Origin of the sequence: Pseudomonas sp. PDM19 (assembly GCF_014852215.1) — a bacterium.
Classification (GTDB): domain Bacteria; phylum Pseudomonadota; class Gammaproteobacteria; order Pseudomonadales; family Pseudomonadaceae; genus Pseudomonas.
Genome location: NZ_JACVBG010000001.1, coordinates 648788 through 668599, shown reverse-complemented (window position 1 = coordinate 668599; position 19812 = coordinate 648788). Strand labels below are relative to the sequence as shown.

At 65.1% G+C, this 19812-nt stretch carries 19 protein-coding genes; 5 read left to right on the top strand and 14 right to left on the bottom strand.

Annotated elements, in window-relative coordinates; all coding sequences use genetic code 11:
• Position 1: 1 nt before the first annotated feature.
• The 3 genes from IB273_RS02960 to IB273_RS02950 all read right to left on the bottom strand — a co-directional run bounded on the left by IB273_RS02960 (position 2) and on the right by IB273_RS02950 (position 2566).
• Positions 2 to 946 carry a Dyp-type peroxidase gene (locus tag IB273_RS02960; protein ID WP_192223186.1) on the bottom strand — a complete coding sequence of 315 codons (945 nt, stop codon included), beginning with the start codon at positions 944 to 946 and terminating at the stop codon, positions 2 to 4.
• 141 nt (positions 947 to 1087) lie between these two features.
• Positions 1088 to 1705, bottom strand: a complete 618-nt coding sequence (locus IB273_RS02955) for a LysE family transporter (protein WP_192223185.1) — start codon at positions 1703 to 1705, stop codon at positions 1088 to 1090.
• Positions 1706 to 1903: 198 nt separating this feature from the next.
• Positions 1904 to 2566 (bottom strand): TetR/AcrR family transcriptional regulator, encoded by a 663-nt coding sequence (locus IB273_RS02950; protein WP_081516894.1) that lies wholly within the window; start codon positions 2564 to 2566, stop codon positions 1904 to 1906.
• Between the two features lie 118 nt (positions 2567 to 2684).
• On the opposite strand from IB273_RS02950, the gene IB273_RS02945 reads away from it, so the two are divergent.
• From IB273_RS02945 to IB273_RS02930, 4 genes are all read left to right on the top strand, one after another.
• Positions 2685 to 4178: a flavin-containing monooxygenase gene (locus IB273_RS02945; protein WP_081516893.1), complete on the top strand. Its 1494-nt coding sequence runs from the start codon at positions 2685 to 2687 to the stop codon at positions 4176 to 4178.
• Positions 4175 to 5101, top strand: a complete 927-nt coding sequence (locus IB273_RS02940) for an alpha/beta fold hydrolase (RefSeq protein ID WP_192223184.1) — start codon at positions 4175 to 4177, stop codon at positions 5099 to 5101. The genes IB273_RS02945 and IB273_RS02940 overlap by 4 nt, the downstream gene beginning before the upstream one ends.
• Positions 5088 to 5915 (top strand): SDR family NAD(P)-dependent oxidoreductase, encoded by an 828-nt coding sequence (locus tag IB273_RS02935; protein ID WP_192223183.1) that lies wholly within the window; start codon positions 5088 to 5090, stop codon positions 5913 to 5915. Before IB273_RS02940 ends, IB273_RS02935 begins: the two co-directional genes overlap by 14 nt.
• Before the next feature lie 214 nt (positions 5916 to 6129).
• On the top strand, positions 6130 to 6549 hold the full coding sequence (locus IB273_RS02930; RefSeq protein ID WP_081516890.1) for a group II truncated hemoglobin: 420 nt from the start codon (positions 6130 to 6132) through the stop codon (positions 6547 to 6549).
• A gap of 31 nt (positions 6550 to 6580) precedes the next feature.
• Here IB273_RS02930 and IB273_RS02925 read toward each other — a convergent pair whose 3' ends face one another.
• From IB273_RS02925 to IB273_RS02910, 4 genes are all read right to left on the bottom strand, one after another.
• Entirely contained in the window at positions 6581 to 9022 is a 2442-nt protein-coding gene (locus tag IB273_RS02925) for a TonB-dependent siderophore receptor (RefSeq protein ID WP_192223182.1), read from the bottom strand.
• A gap of 104 nt (positions 9023 to 9126) precedes the next feature.
• The gene (locus tag IB273_RS02920) at positions 9127 to 10086 is read right to left on the bottom strand and encodes a FecR domain-containing protein (protein ID WP_318652460.1); all 960 of its coding nucleotides are present in this window, start codon (positions 10084 to 10086) and stop codon (positions 9127 to 9129) included.
• Entirely contained in the window at positions 10083 to 10613 is a 531-nt protein-coding gene (locus IB273_RS02915) for a sigma-70 family RNA polymerase sigma factor (RefSeq protein WP_081516888.1), read from the bottom strand. Before IB273_RS02915 ends, IB273_RS02920 begins: the two co-directional genes overlap by 4 nt.
• Before the next feature lie 229 nt (positions 10614 to 10842).
• The gene (locus IB273_RS02910; protein ID WP_192223181.1) at positions 10843 to 11292 is read right to left on the bottom strand and encodes a tautomerase family protein; all 450 of its coding nucleotides are present in this window, start codon (positions 11290 to 11292) and stop codon (positions 10843 to 10845) included.
• Between the two features lie 96 nt (positions 11293 to 11388).
• Between IB273_RS02910 and IB273_RS02905 the strand changes: the two genes are divergently transcribed.
• Positions 11389 to 12354: a GlxA family transcriptional regulator gene (locus IB273_RS02905; RefSeq protein WP_192223180.1), complete on the top strand. Its 966-nt coding sequence runs from the start codon at positions 11389 to 11391 to the stop codon at positions 12352 to 12354.
• Positions 12355 to 12484: 130 nt separating this feature from the next.
• Here IB273_RS02905 and IB273_RS02900 read toward each other — a convergent pair whose 3' ends face one another.
• From IB273_RS02900 to IB273_RS02870, 7 genes are all read right to left on the bottom strand, one after another.
• Positions 12485 to 13279, bottom strand: coding sequence for a carboxymuconolactone decarboxylase family protein (locus IB273_RS02900; RefSeq protein WP_412548057.1), 795 nt, complete (start codon positions 13277 to 13279; stop codon positions 12485 to 12487).
• Positions 13248 to 13745 carry a cupin domain-containing protein gene (locus tag IB273_RS02895; protein ID WP_192223178.1) on the bottom strand — a complete coding sequence of 166 codons (498 nt, stop codon included), beginning with the start codon at positions 13743 to 13745 and terminating at the stop codon, positions 13248 to 13250. The genes IB273_RS02900 and IB273_RS02895 overlap by 32 nt, the downstream gene beginning before the upstream one ends.
• A gap of 35 nt (positions 13746 to 13780) precedes the next feature.
• A complete protein-coding gene (locus IB273_RS02890) occupies positions 13781 to 14800 on the bottom strand; it encodes an XdhC family protein (RefSeq protein WP_192223177.1) in 1020 nt (339 codons plus the stop codon).
• A 15-nt stretch (positions 14801 to 14815) separates the two neighbouring features.
• Complete coding sequence (locus tag IB273_RS02885; RefSeq protein WP_081516883.1) at positions 14816 to 15571, bottom strand: YkgJ family cysteine cluster protein; 756 nt, start codon at positions 15569 to 15571, stop codon at positions 14816 to 14818.
• Positions 15572 to 15663: 92 nt separating this feature from the next.
• The gene (locus IB273_RS02880; protein ID WP_192223176.1) at positions 15664 to 17007 is read right to left on the bottom strand and encodes a c-type cytochrome; all 1344 of its coding nucleotides are present in this window, start codon (positions 17005 to 17007) and stop codon (positions 15664 to 15666) included.
• 15 nt (positions 17008 to 17022) lie between these two features.
• A complete protein-coding gene (locus IB273_RS02875; protein WP_192223175.1) occupies positions 17023 to 19269 on the bottom strand; it encodes a xanthine dehydrogenase family protein molybdopterin-binding subunit in 2247 nt (748 codons plus the stop codon).
• On the bottom strand, positions 19269 to 19739 hold the full coding sequence (locus tag IB273_RS02870) for a (2Fe-2S)-binding protein (RefSeq protein ID WP_081516880.1): 471 nt from the start codon (positions 19737 to 19739) through the stop codon (positions 19269 to 19271). The genes IB273_RS02875 and IB273_RS02870 overlap by 1 nt, the downstream gene beginning before the upstream one ends.
• Positions 19740 to 19812 lie beyond the last annotated feature (73 nt).

The window sequence follows — 19812 nt, the reverse complement described above, 5'->3', positions numbered from 1 at the left end:
CTCAGGGCTGCTTGTCGGCCAGCGCCTCGAGCAGTTCGGCCGAAGGCACGAAGAACAGGCTGCCGGTCACCGCCTTGCTGTAGTCCAGCAGGCGGTCGTAATTGCCGGCCGGGCGGCCGACGAACATGTTTTCCAGCATCTCCTCCACCGGCGCCGGCGAGCGCGCGTAACCGATGAAGTAGGTGCCGAACTCCCCGGCTCCGGGCCGGCCGAACGGCATGTTGTCGCGCAGGATCTTCACCTCCTGGCCGTCCTTCTCCAGGGTGGTCAGCGAGCTGTGCGAGCAGCTGGGCTTCACATCGTCGCCCAGCTCGATGTCGGCCAGCTTGGTGCGCCCGATGATGCGTTCCTGGGCTTCGGTGGAGAGCTGGTTCCAGCCGGTCATGTCATGCAGGTACTTCTGCACCAGCACATAACTGCCGCCGGCGAAGCCCGCGTCCTCGTCGCCGATCAGGGTGAAATGCGCGACCTCGCGGCCTTCCGGATTCTCGGTGCCGTCGACGAAGCCGATGATGCTGCGCATGTCGAAGTAGCGGAAGCCCTGCACTTCGTCGACCACCGTGACCGCATCGCCCAGGCGCCCCACGAGTTGCGCCGCCAGCTCGAAGCACAGGTCCATCTGCTCGGCGCGGATGTGCAGCAGCAGGTCGCCCGGCGTGGACACCGCGACCCGCTCGCCGCTGCCGATCTCGCGGAAGGCATGCAGGGACGCCGGGCGTGGAGCGCCGAACAGCGCATCCCAGGCCGCCGAACCGAAGCCCACCACGCAGGACAGGTTGCCCGTAGGTACACGCTTGCCGACCGAGCGCACCAGCGCGGCAACGTCTTCGCAGAGTGCGCGCACCGGGCTCCAGTCCTTGCCTGGCGTCAGGGTGGCGACGAGGAAGATCGCGCTGCGGGTGATCGGGCTATCGACGGATTGGGGTTCGGGGGATTCGTTGAGCATGGTTTCCATTCGCCGCCAGTGGAATCAGGGGGATGAGATTATCAAAGCAGCCCGCTCGCAGCGTTGACAATGCGGGTTGCAAAAAACAAAGGGCCGGTCTTTCGGGCCGGCCCTTCGCTCAAACGGATGCAGCGTCGCTCCCTAGCGCATCGCCGCCAGCTTGATGCCAAAACCAAGCAGGCAGGCGCCTGCCAGGCGTTCCAGCAGATTGGCCACCCGCGGGTTGGCGCGCATGCGCTCGGCCAGCTTGTGGGTCAGCAGCACAGCCACCAGCCCATAGAGGAAAGTCACCACCGCCACGGTCGCCGCCATGAAGGCGAAGGTCACCAGCCCCTGGTGCTTCACCGGATCGACGAACAGTGGCAGGAAGGCCATGTAGAACACGATGGCCTTGGGGTTGAGCAAGGTAATCAGCATCGTCTGGCGCAGGTAGTGACCGTTGTCCATGCGGCTCTGCCGCGGCGCATCGCCGGGCTTGCTCATCAGCATGCGCAGGCCCAGCCAGGCCAGGTACCCCGCGCCGAGCCATTGCACCGCGTGGAAGGCCGCCGGGTAAGTCGCGAGCAGCGTCGCCACGCCAGCCACCGCCATCCACAACAAGACCTGGTCGCCGAGGATCACCCCGCAGGTCGCCGCGAGGCCTGCCTTCACACCGCCCTTGCCGGTCGCGGTGATCAACGCGAAATTGCCCGGACCGGGAATTGCCAGGAGCACCACGAAGGCAATCAGGAAGGCGCCGTAATCGGTCACTCCGAACATGGGGGAAGCTCCAGGGCAGGACAAGGCGAGACTTTAAGCGTGCAAGTCTATCACCCAGGGTTGCATGCGGCGCCCTTCGCACCATCGCCCGGCCGCTGCCGGGCGATGGCAGCTTTCGGCTGCGGACCCAGCAGGTCGACGTAACAGCGCACTCAAGGCGAAGGCTTCGGCGCTCCGTGCACGCCAGGGGCCGGCCGCTCAGCCTTTCGGCGCCTGCAATTGCCCTACGGCACCGAGGAAGATCTTCAGGGTCGCCTCCACCACCACGCCGATCGGCGCCGAGTAGCGGCTGCGCACCCAGGCCGCGGCGGCATGGATGGCGGAGCCGGCCAGGGCCGCACCGACCAGGGCCATCTCACGCGGATCATGGGAAGTGATCGGCACGCCCGCGCGCTCGAGGTACTCCATCATCAGCTCGGCGAACTCGCCCATGTGACGGCTGTACAGCTCGTCGACCCGCGGGCTGACACCCAGCACTTCGCGGTGGGTCACCTGGGCGAACTGGGGATTGGTCATGGCTTCGAAGAAGCAGGTCAGGCCCGCACGCAGGCGTGGCTCGACACCGCCCTCCGCCGCGTCCAGCACCTGGCTCAGGCGCTCCCGGTAATCGCCCATGAGCTGCTCGTAGCAGGCCACCAGCAGGTCCTCCATGGTCGCGAAGGACTCATAGAAGTAGCGGTTGGTCAGGCCCGTCGCCGCCGTGAGGGTGCGCATGGTGGTGGCGTGGTAGCCCACTGTACCGAACAGCTCGATACCGGCCTCGATGAAGCGCTGCCGCCGCTGGGCGGCTCGCTCGGCCACTGCCACACCGGAATAGGTGCGCTCCGCCGACGCATCGGCGGGGGAAGGTAATTCACTCATGGCGAAATCTTACTCCTTGACAACAAGCGTTGTCACACTCCAGAGTTAATTGACAACAATCGTTGTCACAACCGTTCGTTGTCACGGCCATTCGTTGTCACAACCAGGGTGCAACTCGATGACTACAACAAAAAACCACTGTCTTGCTTCCGTTGACGTTCTGATCATCGGTGCCGGCATCTCCGGCATCGGCGCCGCCTACCACCTGCAGAAGGACTGCCCGACCCTCTCCTACACCATCGTCGAGGCGCGCGCCGACCTGGGCGGTACCTGGGACCTGTTCCGCTATCCGGGCATCCGCTCCGACTCCGACCTCTTCACCTTCGGCTATGGCTTCAAACCGTGGAAGGAGAACAAGGCTATCGCCGACGGCGCCTCGATCAAGGCCTACATCGCCGAAACCGCCAGGGAGAACGGCATCGACCGGAACATCCGTTTCCAGCACCGGGTGACCGACACCGACTGGTCGAGCGAACGCCAGCGCTGGCAGGTCACGATCCGCCGCGAAGACACCCAGGAAACACAGGTCATCGAGGCGCGCTGGATCTTCACTGCCGCCGGCTACTACCGCTACGACCAGGGCTTCGCTCCCGACTTCCAGGGCCAGGACGAATTCCGGGGGCAGATTGTGCACCCCCAGCACTGGCCGGAGAACCTCGACTACCGCGGCAAGCGCGTGGTCGTCATCGGCAGCGGCGCCACCGCGGTGACCCTGATTCCCTCGATGGCAGACGAGGCCGCGCACATCACCATGCTGCAGCGCACACCGACCTACGTGCTGCCGGTGCCCGCACAGGACCCGATCGCACGCCGGCTGCGCCCGTGGCTGGGCGTCGACCTGGCGTTCGCCCTGACGCGCCGTTTCAACATCGCCAAGCAGCGCTGGGTCTACGCCTTCTGCCAGCGCTTCCCGAACAAGGCGCGCGAGATCATCCACAAGCTGAACACGCGGATGCTGCCCGAAGGCTACCCGGTGGACGTTCACTTCAACCCGCCCTACAACCCCTGGGATCAGCGCATGTGCGCAGTGCCTGGCGGCGACCTGTTCCGGGTGATTTCCTCGGGCAAGGCGTCCATTGTCACCGACCACATCGAGCGCTTCACCGCGACGGGCATCCAGCTTCGCTCCGGCGAGCATCTCGAAGCCGACCTGATCGTCACCGCCACCGGCCTCAACCTGCAGCCGTTGGGCGGCATCCAGCCGAAGATCGACGGCCAGCCGGTGCCGCTGTCGCAGTGCGTCACCTACAAGGGCATGCTGCTCAGCGGCATCCCCAACTTCGCCATCGCAATCGGCTATACCTCCTCGTCCTGGACACTGAAGATCGGCCTGCTGTGCGAGCACTTCACACGGCTGCTCGGCTACATGCACAAGCGCGGCTATGAGGTCTGCACCCCTAGGGCCGACCCGTCGATGAAGACCGAACCGCTGCTGAACTTCGGTGCCGGCTACGTCCAGCGCTCCCTCGACAAGCTGCCCCGGCAGGGCAGCACGCAGCCCTGGTCCATGTCCTGGAACTACGCCGCCGACGTGAAGGTATTCCGCAAGGGCCGCATCGACGACCCGGCCCTGGAATTCGTCTCCGCCAAGGCAGGAGGAGCGCACGCATGAGCCTAGCCCTGCACGAAGAACGCTTCGCCACACTGCCCAACGGCCTGCGCCTGTGCTACTCGGAACACGGCAGCGAAGCCGCGCCGGCGCTGGTGCTGATCGCCGGGCTCGGCCTGCAGATGGTCTACTGGCCCGCCGCGCTGATCGACCGACTGGTGGAGAGCGGGCTGCGGGTGATCTGCTTCGACAACCGTGACGCCGGGCGCTCCGGCCGCAGCTCGACGCCTCATCCGAGCCAGCTCCAGCAGTTGCGCGGCAAGGCGCCGGACGCCTGCTACGGCCTGGAACAGATGGCCGACGACACCGCCCAGTTGCTCGAGCACCTGAATATCGGCGCCGCCCACCTGGTCGGCATGTCCATGGGCGGGATGATTGCCCAGACCCTCGCCTACCGCCATCCCGGCCGGGTGAAGTCGCTGGTGTCGATCTTCTCGACCACGGGCAGCCGCCGCGTCGGGCAGCCTGCGTACTCGACGCTCTGGCGCCTGTCGCGGGCCAAGGCGCCGAAGTCGCGGGACGAAGCCATAGCCAGCTACAGCGCCATGATGAGCCACATCGGCGATGCCAACGCGCCGGATGCCCTGGCCCAGTGGCAGGACTACTCCGCGCTGGCCTGGGTGCGCAACGGCGAACGCGCCGACGCCAGGGCGCTGTTCCGGCAGATCGGCGCGATCCTGCGCTCCGGCGACCGCACGGCCCAGCTGAAAACCATCAGCGCGCCCAGCCTGGTGCTGCACGGCGACCTCGACCGGATGGTCCACCCCAGCGGCGGCGAAGCCACCGCCCGGGCGATTCCCCGCGCGACTCACCAGGTAATCCGCGGCATGCGCCACCAGATCGACTCGTTCCAGGCGCATCAGCTCTCGCGCCTGATCGCCGACCACATCCAGCGCACTCAGGACAACTCTCATGAAGCTCGATAATCAGGTTGCCGTACTCACCGGGGCAGCCAGCGGCATCGGTCGCGCACTCGTCGAGCAACTCGCCGCGAAAGGCTGCCACCTGGCCCTGGTCGACCGCGACGAAGCCGGCCTGCGCGAGACCCTCACCCGCCTCCCGCGCACCGGCCGCCACGTCAGCCTGCATGTGCTCGACCTGGCGCAACGGGATGCTGTTCGACAGCTCCCGGAGCAGGTGCTGCAGGAACACCCGACGGTCCACCTGGTAATCAACAACGCCGGTGTAGCCGTCGGCGGCAGCTTCGACCGGGTGAGCGAGGAAGACTTCGACTGGCTCATGGCGATCAACTTCCACGCCGTCGTCGACATCACCCGCGGCTTCCTCCCGGTACTTCAGCGCAACGGCGCGCCCGGCAAGTTCGTCAACGTCTCCAGCCTCTATGGTCTGGTCTCCCCGCCCGGCCAGGCCGCCTATAGTGCGAGCAAGTTCGCCGTGCGCGGTTTCAGCAATTCCCTGCGTCACGAACTGCGCGGCAGCAACGTGGACATGATGGTCGTCCATCCGGGCGGCATCGCCACCTCCATCGCCACCAATGCCAAGGCGCCGAAGGACATCGACCCGGCCGAGGTCGAGCGCCAGCGCAAGGAGATGAACCGCCTGCTGCGCATGCCACCGCCCAAGGCCGCCGGCATCATCCTCAACGGCATCGAGAAGGACCGCGCGCGGGTCATCGTCGGCATGGATGCGCTGATCCTCTCGCTCATCGAGCGGCTGGTGCCGGTGAACTACTGGGGCATCATCGAGCGGCTGATGAACCAGCGCAGCAGGACGAAGTAGAACCCATCCCCTGCAGGCAGAACCCGAGGCCAGCCCTGCTGGCCTCTTTGCTCTGCACCGAATCCGACGCGTGCGGCGTTCGCTGCGCCGGTCAGGGAGGAGCCGGGAGGCGAATAGAGCAGGAGCATCGAGCCTGAACCGGCACCAGCCTGCGGCGATCCGCCGGCGCGCCGGGTATGATCGGGTTTCCCCAAACTTCAGCGAGCCCCCGAACGTGAGCAGCACCCTTCCCTTCGGCACAGGCGATGCCTCCTACCAGGCCGCTGGCGGCATCGACGGCCTGCGCCGCCTGGTCGATGACTTCTACCGGTTGATGGATGAACTCCCGGAAGCGGCCAACCTGCGCCGCATGCACCCGCAAAGCCTGGAGCAGTCCCGCGACAAACTGGCCTGCTTCCTCAGTGGCTGGCTGGGCGGCCCAAGGCTGTTCAGTGAAAAATATGGTTCGATCTCCATCCCGTCCTTCCACGCCCAGTGGCCCGTCGACGAAGCTCTCAGCGCCGCCTGGCTGGGCTGCATGGAGCGCGCCATTGCCCTGCAGCCCTTCTCCCCGGAGTTCGCCGACTACCTGCTGACGCAACTGCGCGTGCCGGCGCACCGGGTGGTGCAGGCGAGCCAGGCGCGGCACAGCTGAGCCACCTCCGTCGCCTGCCCGCCCAGCCGCTTCAGAAACTGTACTTGACCGACAGCATCATGTTCCTCGGCTCGCCATACACGTTGCTTGGCACCGTGACGGAGGAACTCAGCGAGTTGTAGTACTTCTTGTCGAACGCATTGTTCAGGTTCAACTGTGCATCGATATGGGCGGTCGGCTTGAACCCCACCATGAAGTCCACCAGCGTGAAGGCGTCCTGTTCGACCATGTAGGTGGTGCCTTTGTTGTAGATGCGGTTCTGCCTGTAGAGGGAGCTGCCGATGCGCCACTGGTCAAGCGCGCCGGGCAAGGTGTAGGTCGTACTCATCTTGAACAGGTGTCGTGGTATGTCGGTATCGAACAGGCGCCCTTCGTTGGCCTTGTTCGCATCCTTGCGGTATTTGGCTTCGGTGAAGGTGTAACCGGCGCCCAGCTGCCAGTTGGGCGTGAGCTGACCTTGCAGTTCCAGTTCGATGCCTTTGCTGCGCACCTCGCCGGCCGCCTCGTAGCACGAGGTCGTGGGGTAGCTGGGGCAAAGGCTCTGGTCGGTGATGGCCTTGGCGCGGTTCTCCTGGTCCAGCTGGAAGATGGCGGCGGAAGCGTTCAGCGCACCATCGAAATACTCCCCCTTGATGCCCAGCTCGTAGTTCTTGCCGGTGATGGGTTCGATGACCGAGCCTGAAGTATCGAAGTAGCTCTGCGGCTTGAAGATGTCGGTGTAGCTGACGTAGACCGAGTGATGCGCGTCCAGGTCATAGACCAGGCCGGCGTACTTGGTGACGTGACGGTTGACCTTCAGTTCAGTCTCCGTGCCTTTGTAGGGTGCGCTGGTATCGTTTTCGTACCAGTCCAGGCGACTGCCCAGAATCAGCTTCAGCGGGTCGGCCAGGCTCAGTCGGGTGGTCGCGTAAACGCTGTTGAGCTTGGCGTTGGTGTTCTGCCAACCGTATTTGGTCTGGCTGGCAATCTTCGGGGTGTCGCCGTTCCAGTTGTAGATATCGATATTGCTGTGCAGCAGCACGTTTGGCGGCACATCACCATTGAACACCACGCGGCGATGGCTGGCGCCGAACACCAGTTCGTGGTCGCGGTCCATCAGGCGGAACGGGCCACTGGCGTAGGCATCGAAGCTGTTCTGGCTCTCCCGGTAATGGCCGGCGCCGACGTACTGGTCATAGGTCTGGGTGGCGGTGCGCCCGAGTATGTAGGTGCCCAGCATGTCCAGGTCGGCCCAGGTCCTGGTGGCCGACAGGTTGAGTTTCCAGCCATTGTCGAGGGCGTGTTCGAGGGCGGCATACGCGGAGGTGCTGGTCTTGTTCCAGTACTCCCAGTCATTGCTCAGCGAGGTGGAACGCGACAGCTTCAGGTCGCTGCCGTCAAAGCCCACGGGCAGGCCGGTCCAGCCGTTGCCGTTGTAGTCGTCCTGCTGGCGCGACGCGCTGACTGTCAGGGTGGTGCTGTCGTTCAGATCGGCTTCCACGATTCCGTAGAACAGGTTGCGCTCGTTATCCAATGAATCGCGGAAGCTGCCCTGGGTCTGGTAGGCGGTGACCAGCCGGCCGCGCACGGCACCGTTGTCGGTCAGCGGGCCGGACACGTCGAGGTCGGTGCGATAGCGGTCCCAGGTGCCGGCGCTGCCCTGGATGCTGGCCTGGAAGGTTGGCGTAGGACGCTTGCGAATCAGGTTGATGGCCGCGGCCGGGTTTCCGGCACCCTGCATCAGGCCGGTGGCACCGCGCACCACTTCCACCCGGTCGTACATGGCCATGTCTGCGGACAGCAGGTCCTGGGACAGCTGGGAACTGTCGAGGCTGGTGGGCAGGCCGTCGTACATGATGTTGTCGAGGGCAAAACCGCGGGCGTAGTAGGTGGAGCGCTCCGGCCCCGTGCGCCGGATGACCATGCCCGGGGTGTTCTGCACAACGTCATTGAGGTCGGCCAGGGCCTGGTCGTCGATGCGCTGGCGAGTCATCACCGTCACCGACTGCGGCGTTTCGCGCAGCGACGACGGCAGCCTGGTGGCGGTGCTGGTGCTGCCGGTGGTGTAGGAACCGGTGTGTTCGGTGGTTTCTCCCAGGCCCTGGCCGATCACCGAAGTGGCGTCCATCTCCAGCGCGCCTTCGGTGGACGCGGCCACCAGGGTAAAGCGGCCATCACTTTCCCGCACGGCGCGAATGCCCGTTCCGGCAAGCAGGGTGCGCAACCCCTCTTCCACCGGGAAGCGGCCGTCCAGACCCGTGCTGTTCAGGCCGCGGGTCAAGCGCGAATCGAACGACAGCACGATCCCCGACTCGGCAGCAAAACGCGTCAGTACCTGGCCAAGGTCGCCCGCAGCAATCTGGTAGCGCTGTGCGGCGCCGGTATCGGCCAGCGCCGGCACCGGCGCGAGCAAGGCGGAACAGAGGATGGCCAGCCGCACACGAGCGCGCAGAGGGTGCAGGGAATTTGCCGGGGGGAAATGCGGGGAATTCATCGTCGTCCTTCTCTCATGTTCACCGACCGTATGAATCGGCCGTCTTTCATGGGTCGAACGAAGATGCGAATTGATATCACCCCACATGAATTATTTCTTGTCGATCAGGCCGGCACGACCGTGATCCAGAAGCGTGTGCGACGCTCCACGCGCACCGGCAAGGCGCTGGCCAGCGCACGAAAAGTCTGTTCGGTGTCGTCCAGCTCGAAGGTGCCGCTCAGGCGCAAGTCCGCAACCTGCGGGTCGCAGCGCAGCAGGCCGGGCCGGTAGCGCCCCAGGTCGGCCAGGAAGTCGGCCAGGCGCTGGTCGTTGGCGATCAGCAGCCCGCGAGACCAGGCATCCGCTGCGTAATCCAGCCTCCGCGTGGAGACCACCTCGACAGCACCGAACCGACAGGCCCGCCCCTGATCCAGCGTGGTAACACCCGATGCGTACTTCGGCTGCACCTGCACCTGCCCGCTGTAGGCCTCTACCTGCGAGACAGCATCGAACTGGCGCACCGAAAAACGCCCGCCCACGGCACGGACGTCGCCCTGCCCCGTTGTCACGCTGAGGCTCGAGCCGGCCAGGGCGTTCACCAGCACTTCACCGCTGCGCAAGGTCACCCGGCATTGCCCGTCGGCATAAGCGACGTCCAGGGCGCTCTGGGTATTGAGCAGCAACTGGCTGCCATCGGCGAGGGTGACCGGTAGCCGCTCGCCAATGGCACTGCGGTAATCGGCGAACAGCGCGCCCTGCTCGACCTCGCGGTACCCGGCCAGCCCGAGAGCGCCCGTCCCGAGGGCCAGCAGCATGCCTTTGAGTACGGTGCGACGGTTGCTGCGCCTATCCTCTTGCGCAAGGCCGAAGACACGTCCGCTGAAATCACCGGGCATCCGCTGCATGCGCCGCTGCAATCTCTCAGCCTGCTGCCAGGCCCAACCGTTGTGCGGGGATGCATTCAGCCAGCGCTGCCAGGCTTCGCGATCCGCGGCAACCGCGTCGCCGCTGGCAAACAGGCTGAACCAGTCTGCCGCCTGTTCGATGGAATCCAGTTGCGCGGCGCTGATGCCGGCGCCGCTCACAAGCCGTGCTCCAGGCTGTAGAGCATGCAATGACGCGAGGCCTTGGCGATGTAGCGGTTCACCGTGACGAGCGACACCCCGAGGGTCTGGGCAATGCAGCGGTAGGTCATGCCGTCGAGCTGGGATAACAGAAAGGCCTGGCGCACCTTGTCGCCGAGCGCGGCAAGCATGGCGTCGAGTTCGACCAGGGTTTCCATGAGGATCAGCCGATCCTCGGCGGATATGTCCAGGGCTTCCGGCACCTCGGCCAGCGCCTGCAGCCACGCACGCTCCAGGCGCTGACGACGGAAGTGATCGATCATCAACCGGCGTGCGACCGTCGCCAGAAAGCTGCGTGGCTCACGCACCGCTTCGATGCGCCCCTGCCGGTCGGTACTGCCGAGCAGGCGGAGGAAGACGTCCTGAACCAGGTCAGCCGCCAGTTGGCTGCAATCCACACGACTGCGCAACCAGCCACGCAGCCAGCGATGCTGTTCCTTATAGAGGTCGCCGACCTCCAGCTGCCGGATCGGGCCCTGGCTCGTCATCACCAATCATCTTCCAGGCGCAAATGGGAATAATTATCATATCAATCCCATGGGAAGCTGGGCAATCTTCATGAATGCGCGGCAAGGTGTATTGCTGCGGTATTTATCTGGCTGATGTCTGCCAGGGGCCGATAGCTACCGCTGAACAAGGGCAGCGAACGGCCAATCGCGGATGTATGCGGGAGGAAGGATTGTGGCCGCTCCTTGCCTCCCGACCTGGTATGGCCGTCTAGGCACCAGGGAGAAGATGCCGGTACCCGGCAGCTCGGGTGAAATCGGCCAGGCGCCAAAGACTGCCGTTCGCACCCCATGTGCCATCGGGAATGTCCGTCAGCTGTATCGAAGTCATCAGCATGCGTCCGTCATCCGGCTCTGTGCTTTCTTCGATTGCCTGGTGCAGGCCGAGCACGTAGTCCTTGCGCATCTGCTCATCGAGGACACCGGCAGGTACCTTGACCATGACGATGCAGGGAATGGCATGGGCATGCACGCCAAGGCCGCCACAGGTCCAGTCGGCAGCCCGAACCTCCTCGATGAGCACCCAGCACAGGCTGCGCTGCCGAGGATCGTTTCCTATGCGCTCATGAGCGACGGCTGTCTCGCTGACGCGAGTCAACAGTCGCGCTCGCTGCTGATCGCTGAATGCGCCGGTCGGTACCTTGATCAGGATGTTGGGCATGGCTGAAACCTTGACGATGGATTGAGGCGCTATTGAGCCTGGGGTCCGCCGCTGGCAAAAGTGTCCTATCCGTCCTCTTTCGAGCATAATCGGACAATGCACGATTTCACCATTGTGGTCATACCGGGAGCATTCGCCTCGAGCGTGGCCTCCACTCTGGACATACTCGCCACCGCAGTCAGCGTCGGCGAGCGGCACGGCCTGGCCGCACCACGTTGGCGGATATGTGGCCCTCAACCCGGATCGGTGACGCTGGGGCATGGTCTGCAACTGCAGGTGGCCCCCATCGAGCATGACGCCCAGGACAACTCCTGCTGGGTCATACCGGGTATTGGCGTCAGTGACATCGACCTGCTTCAGCAGCGCCTCGAAGAGCCTTGGGCGAGCCCGTTGATCTCGGCGCTAAAGACTCACGTCGCAAACGGCAAGGAGATTGCCGCGTCATGCTCTGCCGTCTTCCTGCTGCATGCGGCAGGGCTACTGGACGGGCGACGGGTGACAACCTCCTGGTGGCTGGCGCCACATCTGCAGGAAACCGCTCCGGGCTGCCGTGTCGACCCGGACTTCATGGTGCTGGCCGATCCTCCCTTGACCACCGCGGGGGCCGCCTTCGCTCAAACAGACCTCATGCTGCATCTGCTACGGCGGCGCTTGTCGCCCGAAATCGCCAACTCCGTAAGCAAAGCTCTCCTGCTCGACCGCCGACAACTGCAGTCGCCATTCGTGATCCCCGCCATGCTGGTGCAGGGAAATGCCCTGGTCTCACGCCTGACCGCACAGATCGAGGACTCGCTGCCGGAGCTGCCCGGCGTCAAGGCACTTGCCGCGAGCGTCGGCATGTCCGAGCGGACCCTGTCCCGTCACGTCCACAAGGCGACGGGGCATTCCACTCGGCAACTCATCCAGCGAGTGCAGTTGAGCAGGGCCCGAGCGCTGCTCGAGTCTGGCGAATACTCCGTCGAAGCGGTCTCGGCGCAGGTCGGTTACCAGGACGCAACAGCTCTGCGGCGCTTGATGCGTCGATTCCTGAACGCGACACCACGGCAATTGCGCCAGGGCTGATCGAGCGGCTGCTTTAGCATTCCTGAACGTCCTCCATGGGTCGGCAGCTGCCCACGTCGCTGGCAGAAATCGGCCAGGAACGGACGTTGCGAGTATTCGATCCATCGTCCCGACCGTGTGCGACGCTCGGTTACTTGGCAGCCAGATGCAGTTCCAACGCCTCGCTTGCCCGCCGCGATGCGTCGGCACTGAACTGTTCGGCGAGCACCCGGATCAGCTGACGGAGTTGCTGCGGCGTAACCCCGGTGTTCATGGCGATACGGATATGGGCCTGCAGTTGTGGCGCTACGCCCTCCAGTGCAGAGAGCATCGCCACGGTGGCAATTTCCCGACTTTGCCAGTCCAGGTTGTCACGCTCGAAGATGTCGCCGAAAAGATGCGTGCGCAGGTATTCATTGGCGACCGGCGCGAAGTCGAACAAAGCACCTTCCACCGGGGCGCCGGACAACCTGGTCTGGTTTGCGGTACCCGCCGCCAGAAGCTCATCCCCTTTGGGAATCGATTTGCCGGGTCCGCGCCCCGGTTGGTCCACGATTCCTTGCTGTTTGCGTGCCTGTACCACCTTCATCAACTCGCCCAGTGCATTCAGGCTTCGAGGAAAGCCTGCATAGGCGTACAGCTGGACCAGCACCTCGCGCGCCTCGCTGATGGTCAGCCCGGCATCCAGTCCCTGATTGATCGCACGGTTCAGACCAGCCATATCGCCCGCTGCCGCGAAGGCGGCGATGGGCACGATGCTTCGCTGGCGATCATCGAGCGTGTCACTGTGAGGGGTTGATGTGTCGTTCTCAGCCATGGATCGGTTCTCCTGTGCGGCCAGTGTCTGTGTCATGACGCCCAGCGTACAAACCAGGCCCAGGGCAACCCCGAGTGCGCGGGCCGCCCGGCGCGGGTCAGTCAGCCCGCTCGGCGTTGTATTGTTCATCGGTGACTTTCTCCATCCATTCGACATTCTTTCCATTCACCGAGCCAGTGACCGCCAGGTGGGTCATGGCGGTACCCGGTGCGGCGCCATGCCAATGCTTGACGCCGGCCGGGCACCAGACCACATCGCCAGGGCGAATGACCTGAACCGGCTTGCCCCACTCCTGGGTAAGGCCGACCCCGGTAGTGACTAACAGCCGCTGCCCTGCCGGGTGGGTGTGCCAGGCCGAACGGGCTCCGGGCTCGAAGGTCACCAGACCACCCGAGGCATTGATCTGATCGTCGGCAGGCCAGACCGGATCGATCCGCACGCGCCCGGTGAAGTACTGCTCCGGACCTGCCATTGACGCCTGCGCTCCGGCACGGCTGATCTGCTGCGTGTTTGCAGTTGCCGGCTCAGCGGCGCTGGCCACGGCAGCCTGCATGGCCGCTCCGCACAGGACGGCATCGACAATTTTCTTGCTCATGCTGGTCATCTCCGAAGATAGGTTGGCGTGATCGATCAGGCCCGGCGGCGCCGATCCTGCAGTTGCTTGGCATGGGATACCGCGAGTTCCGCAGGCAGAGCGACGGCGTTCTTGGCAGCGAGAACTTCCGCCATGACACTGACTGCGATTTCCGGCGGGGTCTTGCTGCCGATATAGATGCCGATGGGCCCGCGCAGTCGTTGGAGCGACTCCTGCGTCTCGCCAAAATGCTCGATCAGGCGAGCGCGCCGGCTTTCGCTGTTGCGCCGCGAGCCAATGGCCCCGATGTAGAACGCCGGGCCACGCAGCGCCTCCAGCAAAGCCAGATCGTCCAGCTTCGGATCGTGACTGAGCGCGATGACGCAACTGCGGACATCCGGCGCGAAAGCTCTGACGACGTCATCCGGCATGTCCTGAATGCGCTGCACGCCAGCAACGCTCCAACTCTCCAGGTACTGTGGCCGAGGGTCGCAGAGGGTGACCTGGAACCCGTTGAACTGCGCCATCGTGGCGACGTACTCGGCCAGCGCGCCGGCACCGATCAGCAACATGCGGTAGCCCGGGCCCAGCGTGCTGACCATCCGCCGGCCGTCGAAGATGAACTCATCCGGTGTTGCCGTGCTCTCGAGGCTCGTTCGCCCCGTCTCGATGTCCAGCTTGCGCCGCATCAGTTGCCCCTGGTCGAGGCGCCCCAGCAGTTGTTGCAGAGCAACCAGGTCGGGCTCGAACTCAAGGATCAGCTCCAGCGTGCCGCCACAAGGCAAGCCAAAACGGTGTGCTTCTTCAGCGCTCACGCCATAGCGAACCAGCTGGGGGCGAGCTTGTGGCAACCCTGTTCCGCCGTAGGCAGTGGTATGTCGATGAATGAGGTCATCCTCGATGCATCCGCCCGACACGCTGCCTACAACCCGGCCGTCGTTGCGCAGGGCCATCATCGAGCCCACCGGCCGCGGAGAAGAACCCCAGGTGCGCGCCACCGTCACCAGCATCACGCGCTCGCCCGCGGCCAGCCAGTCACGGGCGTTTCGCAGGACCAACAGATCGATACTTTCCATCCAGGCTCCGCAACCTCATTGCCCAGCCGGCACAAAAACGTGCTCGCCGGCGGTGTCGTTCAATCGGATTCCCCGGCGCTGCAGTGAGTCCTCCAACGCCCTCCCCTGCACCTGTACAGTCCACTGCGAAGCGATCACCTGCCGCTGCGTCGCGGCGGAAAAAGCTTCGACAAGACGTTGCCGCTCTGGCAGGTAAAGCGTCAGCCCATTGCCTTTCCAACCCGCCACCGAATATCCCAAGTCCTGGCAGATAGACAGCTTCGATGCAGCATCGCGTCGATCAGCCTCGCGCGACGCCTCGATCAACGCGGCGAACTCGGGATTCACACGGTGATCGGTGGCTATCAGCACGTCACTGTCGGCGCGGCCCCAGGATTCCGGCGGACAATCCTTCGCCAAGGGGTTCAGCGGGATGAAAGGATTGATCTCCATCGGATAGATCCGGCAAACCAGGGGCCGCTCCGCATAGATTGCACAAAGGTTATCGTCGCCGAGGTTCGGGCATTGCGGCTGAGCCACGCCGGCAAATATGGCGATGACATTGAGGTCTGCAGAGCCCGACCGGCCAACGCCAGCGCGACCACTGTCATGGGCGTAGCGTGGCTCATGGCTTCGCGCCGGCTCGAGCAGGAATGCTTCCAACAGGATCGCCACATCGCCACCGCGGGCCAGCCAGGCAAAGGCTTCGTCCCGGGTCAGCGGTACGAACCGGCCACGGCAACAGGCACCGCAACCCACGCAGGCAAACTTCACCGCGCCAGCGTTATCCATCAGCGAACTCCCGCGAGCGGCTCGCCGGCGTTCCCGGCCATGGCCTGGCAGTGCTTGAGATGGGTGGAGTCAGTGTGTATGTCATGCCTGCCTCAACGCATATGCAGCACGATCGGCGTCGGACTGGCCGGATCGGTATGCTCGCGCAGCCGGGCGACTGCCTTAGGGTCCACCTTGCCGCCCTGGTTTCCCCAGGTGGTTCGCACGAAGCTCACGACAGCGGCGATCTCCTGGTCCGACAACTGCTCGCGGAAGGCCGGCATGCGGTACGCATCCGGCACCCCGGCGCTGACCACGCGCAGCGCCCCGTTGAGGCTGATGTTGATGGCCGAATCGGCGATTGGCGTCATCGCCGAAGTAGCGCCGGCCAGCGGCGGCATCCATTCGTTCTGGCCCTTGCCGTCGGCGCCATGACAGCTCGCGCAGCGTGTCAGATAGAGATGGCCGCCGGGCGAGTTGAAGGCCGCAGCCTCGGCACTCTGGTACTGCCAGGCAGGCCCGTCACGAACAGGGTCGCCAGGCAGGGACTTGAGGTAATGGGCGATAGCGCCGAGGTCCGCATCGGTCAGGAATTGCGTGGAGTTGTTGAACGCCTCGGTCATCGATCCGTAGACCACCGCATGCTGGTTGCGGCCCGTCTTGAGGAACCGCGCAACCTCCTCTTCGCTCCAGCGTCCCAGCCCGGTGTTGGGGTCGTTGCGCAGACTCGGGGCATACCAGCCATCGAGCAGAGCGCCGGCCAGGAATGGCGCGCCTGACTCGCTCAGGGCCTTCTCGTTGAAGGCCAGGCCGCGCGGGGTGTGGCAGCTGCCACAGTGCCCGGCGCCCTGTACGAGATAGGCGCCACGGTTCCACTGTGCGTCCTTGCCCGCTTGATCGGTGAAGGGCGAGGAGTCGGTGAACAGCGCATTCCACAGCGCGATGGGCCAGCGCATGTTCAACGGCCAGGGTATCTCGCTGGCCGTGTTGGCCCGCTCCGATGGCCGGACGCCCGACATGAAGAAGGCGTACAACGCGCGCACATCCTCATCGCGGAGCTTGGCATAGGACGGATAGGGCATCGCCGGATAGAGTCGCCGGCCGCCCGGCGCCACGCCGTGGCGCACAGCACGGTCAAAGTCCGCCAGGCTGTACTTGCCGATTCCCGCGTTGTCGTCCGGCGTGATGTTGGTGGCGTAGATCGCACCCAGCGGGGTGGCCATCTTCAAACCGCCGGCGAAGGCCGGGCCGTCTGGCAGGCTGTGGCAAGCCACGCAATCGCTGGCACGGGCGACGTACTCACCCTGGCGGACCAACGCTTCGTCGGTTGCGTTGCTGACGGCGGAATCGAAAGTCGAACCTGGCTGGCGAGTCCCATACCAGGCCATCAGGCACGCGGCTGCGACACCGGCCAGCGCCAGCGCGCCGACATATCCTGCGAATGGGCGTCTGCTCATGGGCAAGGCCTCCGGTCAGGCGGTTTTGCTGAAGTCATAAGCCGACAGCGGCATGCTGCGGATGCGCTGGCCGGTGAGCCTGGACACCGCGTTGGCTACTGCCGGCGCCACAGCCGGCAATGGCGGCTCGCCGATCCCGCCCATCTTCGCGCCGCTCTCGATCACCTTCACATGCACCCGCGCCATGCGTGAGGGCGGCAGGATGGGATAGAGGTCGTAATTGCGCGCAAGTGGCTTACCGTCAACGTAGACGGCTTCCTCCACCAGGGCCTGGGACAAGCCCAGGGACACCGCGCCATTGACCTGGGCCTCGACGATGGCCGGGTTGACGATGCTGCCCGGGTCGATTGCCTGCCAGATGTCATGCACCCTGACCTGCCCATTCTCGATGGACACTTCGGCAATCACGGCGGTCTCCGTGCCGAAAGGCGAAGCCATGGCCACGCCGCGCGCTCGGCGCGAACCATCCGGGGCGTCGAACGGCCCCCGCTTCCAGCCCCCCGAGAGTTCGCCCACGGTTTTCAGCAGGTGCAGCAGTCGCGCATTGCCCTGCAACAGGTGCAGGCGCAGCTCGAAGGGATCGTGGCCACCCTTGTCAGCCAGTTCATCGAGGAAGGCTTCGTAGAAGAAGTCGTTGAGCGAATTGCCCACCGAGCGCCAATAGCCCAGCATCACCGGCCCCTTGGCATAGACCTGGGCGATGCGTCGATTGGGGATCGCATAGGACTTGCCGGCCAGGCCCTCGAGCGCGGTGGGGTCGAGCTTGTCGCCCTGCTTGCCGGCAATGCCCTCCGTCGGCCCTTCGGTAGCGCTGACGGCTTCCAGCGCCACGGGCAGGCCCTTGTCGTCCAGCGCGGCACGGAACCTGACCACCGCCATCGGCCGCAACACGTCACGCAGAAACTCTTCCTCGCGGCTCCAGATCAGCTTGATCGGGCGACCCACGGCCTTCGCCAGCTCGATGGCCTGCGGATAGGGATTGGCGGTGGGGTAGAGAAAGTGCCGGCCGAAGAAGCCGCCAAGCAACGGCGTGTGCAGCTTGACCCTGGAAGGATCGAGCCCTGCGCGTTTAGCGATATCCCCCAGGAACATGTCCTGGGCCTGGTTGGGCAGCCAGATGTCCAGCGAGCCATCGGCATTGAACCGCGCCAGTGTGGCGGGCGGCTCCAGCTGGGCGTGGTTGAGGTACTGGTTGTAGTAGGTGGCCTCGACCCGGGTGGCGGCCTTGGACAGGACACCTTGCGCATCGCCTTCCTTCTCGGCTTCGCGCCTAGGATCGGTCTGCCTGGCCAGTTGCTCGCGATAGGCCACGCTGGAGAAATCCGCCGGCATGATTCGCAGCGGCGAATCCGCCGCCGGCTCCTGCCATTGCACCTGGATGGCTTCCGCCGCGCGCCTGGCATGCCACCAGCGCTCGGCGACCACCGCTACCGCACCGTCGAGGCGGTGTACCGAATGCACACCCTTCATCGCCCTGACCTGATCTTCATTGCGCAGTTCGCCCACCGTCATGCCCAGGCGCGGCGCATGCTGGACGGCAGCATGGAGCATGCCGTCGACCTTCATGTCGATGGTGTACAACGCCTTGCCCGTGGACTTCTCGTAGCTGTCCACCCGGCGCACCGGCTTGCCGATCCAGCGGAACTGGGCGGGGTCACGCAGGGTGACACTGGCGGCGTCGGGTACCGGCAGATCCAGCGCGTGGGCGGCCAGTTCGCCGTAGGTCAGCGAGCGGCCCGAGGCGGCATGCAGCACCCGGCCCGGCTCGGTGCTCAGGTTCGCGACAGGCACCTTCCACTGCGCGGCCGCCGCCTGCAGCAGCATCGCCCTGGCCAGCGCGCCGAGCCGGCGCATGGTGTCGTAGCTCATGCGCACCGACATGCTCCCGCCGGTGATCCGCAGGCCGTTGTCCATCACCACGTAGGCTTCGCCCGGCGGCGCGCTCTCGACCAGGAAGGTCGAAGGATCGGCGTCCAACTCCTCGCCGACGATCTGCGCCATCGCGGTATAAGTGCCCTGCCCGCCTTCGATGAAGGGGCACAGCAGGCGCACTCGGTTGTCCGGGCGGATTTCCAGGAAGGCGCCCACCTGCGTGCCGCGCTCGCCGGGCGCCGCCAGGGCTTGCATCCTGGCCGACCCCAACGGCAGGCCGAAGCCCAGGACCAGCGCGCCAGCCGCCGCACCGGCGGAGGCCAGGAGGAAGCGTCGGCGCGACAGGTTGACGGCCTCACCGCGGTCTTCGAACTCGATAGGCTGGCTCATCAGACCTTCTCCTGCGAGGTGGCGGCAGCCGTTGCCAGATCGTGGACGGCGGCATGGATGGCGTTGTAGGTGCCGCAGCGGCACAGGTTGATCATCGCGGCATCGATCTGTGCATCCGTCGGTTCCGGGGTCTGCTTGAGCAGGGCCGTGGCCGCCATGACCTGCCCGGACTGGCAGTAGCCGCACTGCGCCACCTGGTGCTCGACCCATGCCGTCACGACCCGCTTGCCCACCTCGTCCTCCTCGATGGCTTCGATGGTGGTGACTTCACGGCCCACCACGCCAGCGACGGGCGTGACGCAGGAGCGCACGACATTGCCGTCGACCAGCACCGAGCAGGCGCCGCACTGGGCCAGGCCGCAGCCGTATTTGGTTCCGGTCAGTCCCAGGTCGTCGCGAATGACCCACAACAGCGGCGTGTCCGCCTCGGCGTCGACCTCATAGGTTTTCTGGTTGATCCGCAGTTCCATGGCTCACCCGCTATCACGTTGGTTGGTCTTGGTGTTCTCTTCGGACGGTAGCATGGGCCCCGCCCTGCACAGC

Coding starts and splice junctions, on each gene's coding strand:
- IB273_RS02960 (WP_192223186.1), bottom strand. CDS start 946: ATGCTCAACGAATCCCCCGAACCCCAATCCGTCGATAGCCCGATCACC.
- IB273_RS02955 (WP_192223185.1), bottom strand. CDS start 1,705: ATGTTCGGAGTGACCGATTACGGCGCCTTCCTGATTGCCTTCGTGGTG.
- IB273_RS02950 (WP_081516894.1), bottom strand. CDS start 2,566: ATGAGTGAATTACCTTCCCCCGCCGATGCGTCGGCGGAGCGCACCTAT.
- IB273_RS02945 (WP_081516893.1), top strand. CDS start 2,685: ATGACTACAACAAAAAACCACTGTCTTGCTTCCGTTGACGTTCTGATC.
- IB273_RS02940 (WP_192223184.1), top strand. CDS start 4,175: ATGAGCCTAGCCCTGCACGAAGAACGCTTCGCCACACTGCCCAACGGC.
- IB273_RS02935 (WP_192223183.1), top strand. CDS start 5,088: ATGAAGCTCGATAATCAGGTTGCCGTACTCACCGGGGCAGCCAGCGGC.
- IB273_RS02925 (WP_192223182.1), bottom strand. CDS start 9,022: ATGAATTCCCCGCATTTCCCCCCGGCAAATTCCCTGCACCCTCTGCGC.
- IB273_RS02915 (WP_081516888.1), bottom strand. CDS start 10,613: ATGACGAGCCAGGGCCCGATCCGGCAGCTGGAGGTCGGCGACCTCTAT.
- IB273_RS02910 (WP_192223181.1), bottom strand. CDS start 11,292: ATGCCCAACATCCTGATCAAGGTACCGACCGGCGCATTCAGCGATCAG.
- IB273_RS02905 (WP_192223180.1), top strand. CDS start 11,389: ATGCACGATTTCACCATTGTGGTCATACCGGGAGCATTCGCCTCGAGC.
- IB273_RS02900 (WP_412548057.1), bottom strand. CDS start 13,279: ATGAACAATACAACGCCGAGCGGGCTGACTGACCCGCGCCGGGCGGCC.
- IB273_RS02895 (WP_192223178.1), bottom strand. CDS start 13,745: ATGAGCAAGAAAATTGTCGATGCCGTCCTGTGCGGAGCGGCCATGCAG.
- IB273_RS02890 (WP_192223177.1), bottom strand. CDS start 14,800: ATGGAAAGTATCGATCTGTTGGTCCTGCGAAACGCCCGTGACTGGCTG.
- IB273_RS02885 (WP_081516883.1), bottom strand. CDS start 15,571: ATGGATAACGCTGGCGCGGTGAAGTTTGCCTGCGTGGGTTGCGGTGCC.
- IB273_RS02880 (WP_192223176.1), bottom strand. CDS start 17,007: ATGAGCAGACGCCCATTCGCAGGATATGTCGGCGCGCTGGCGCTGGCC.
- IB273_RS02875 (WP_192223175.1), bottom strand. CDS start 19,269: ATGAGCCAGCCTATCGAGTTCGAAGACCGCGGTGAGGCCGTCAACCTG.
- IB273_RS02870 (WP_081516880.1), bottom strand. CDS start 19,739: ATGGAACTGCGGATCAACCAGAAAACCTATGAGGTCGACGCCGAGGCG.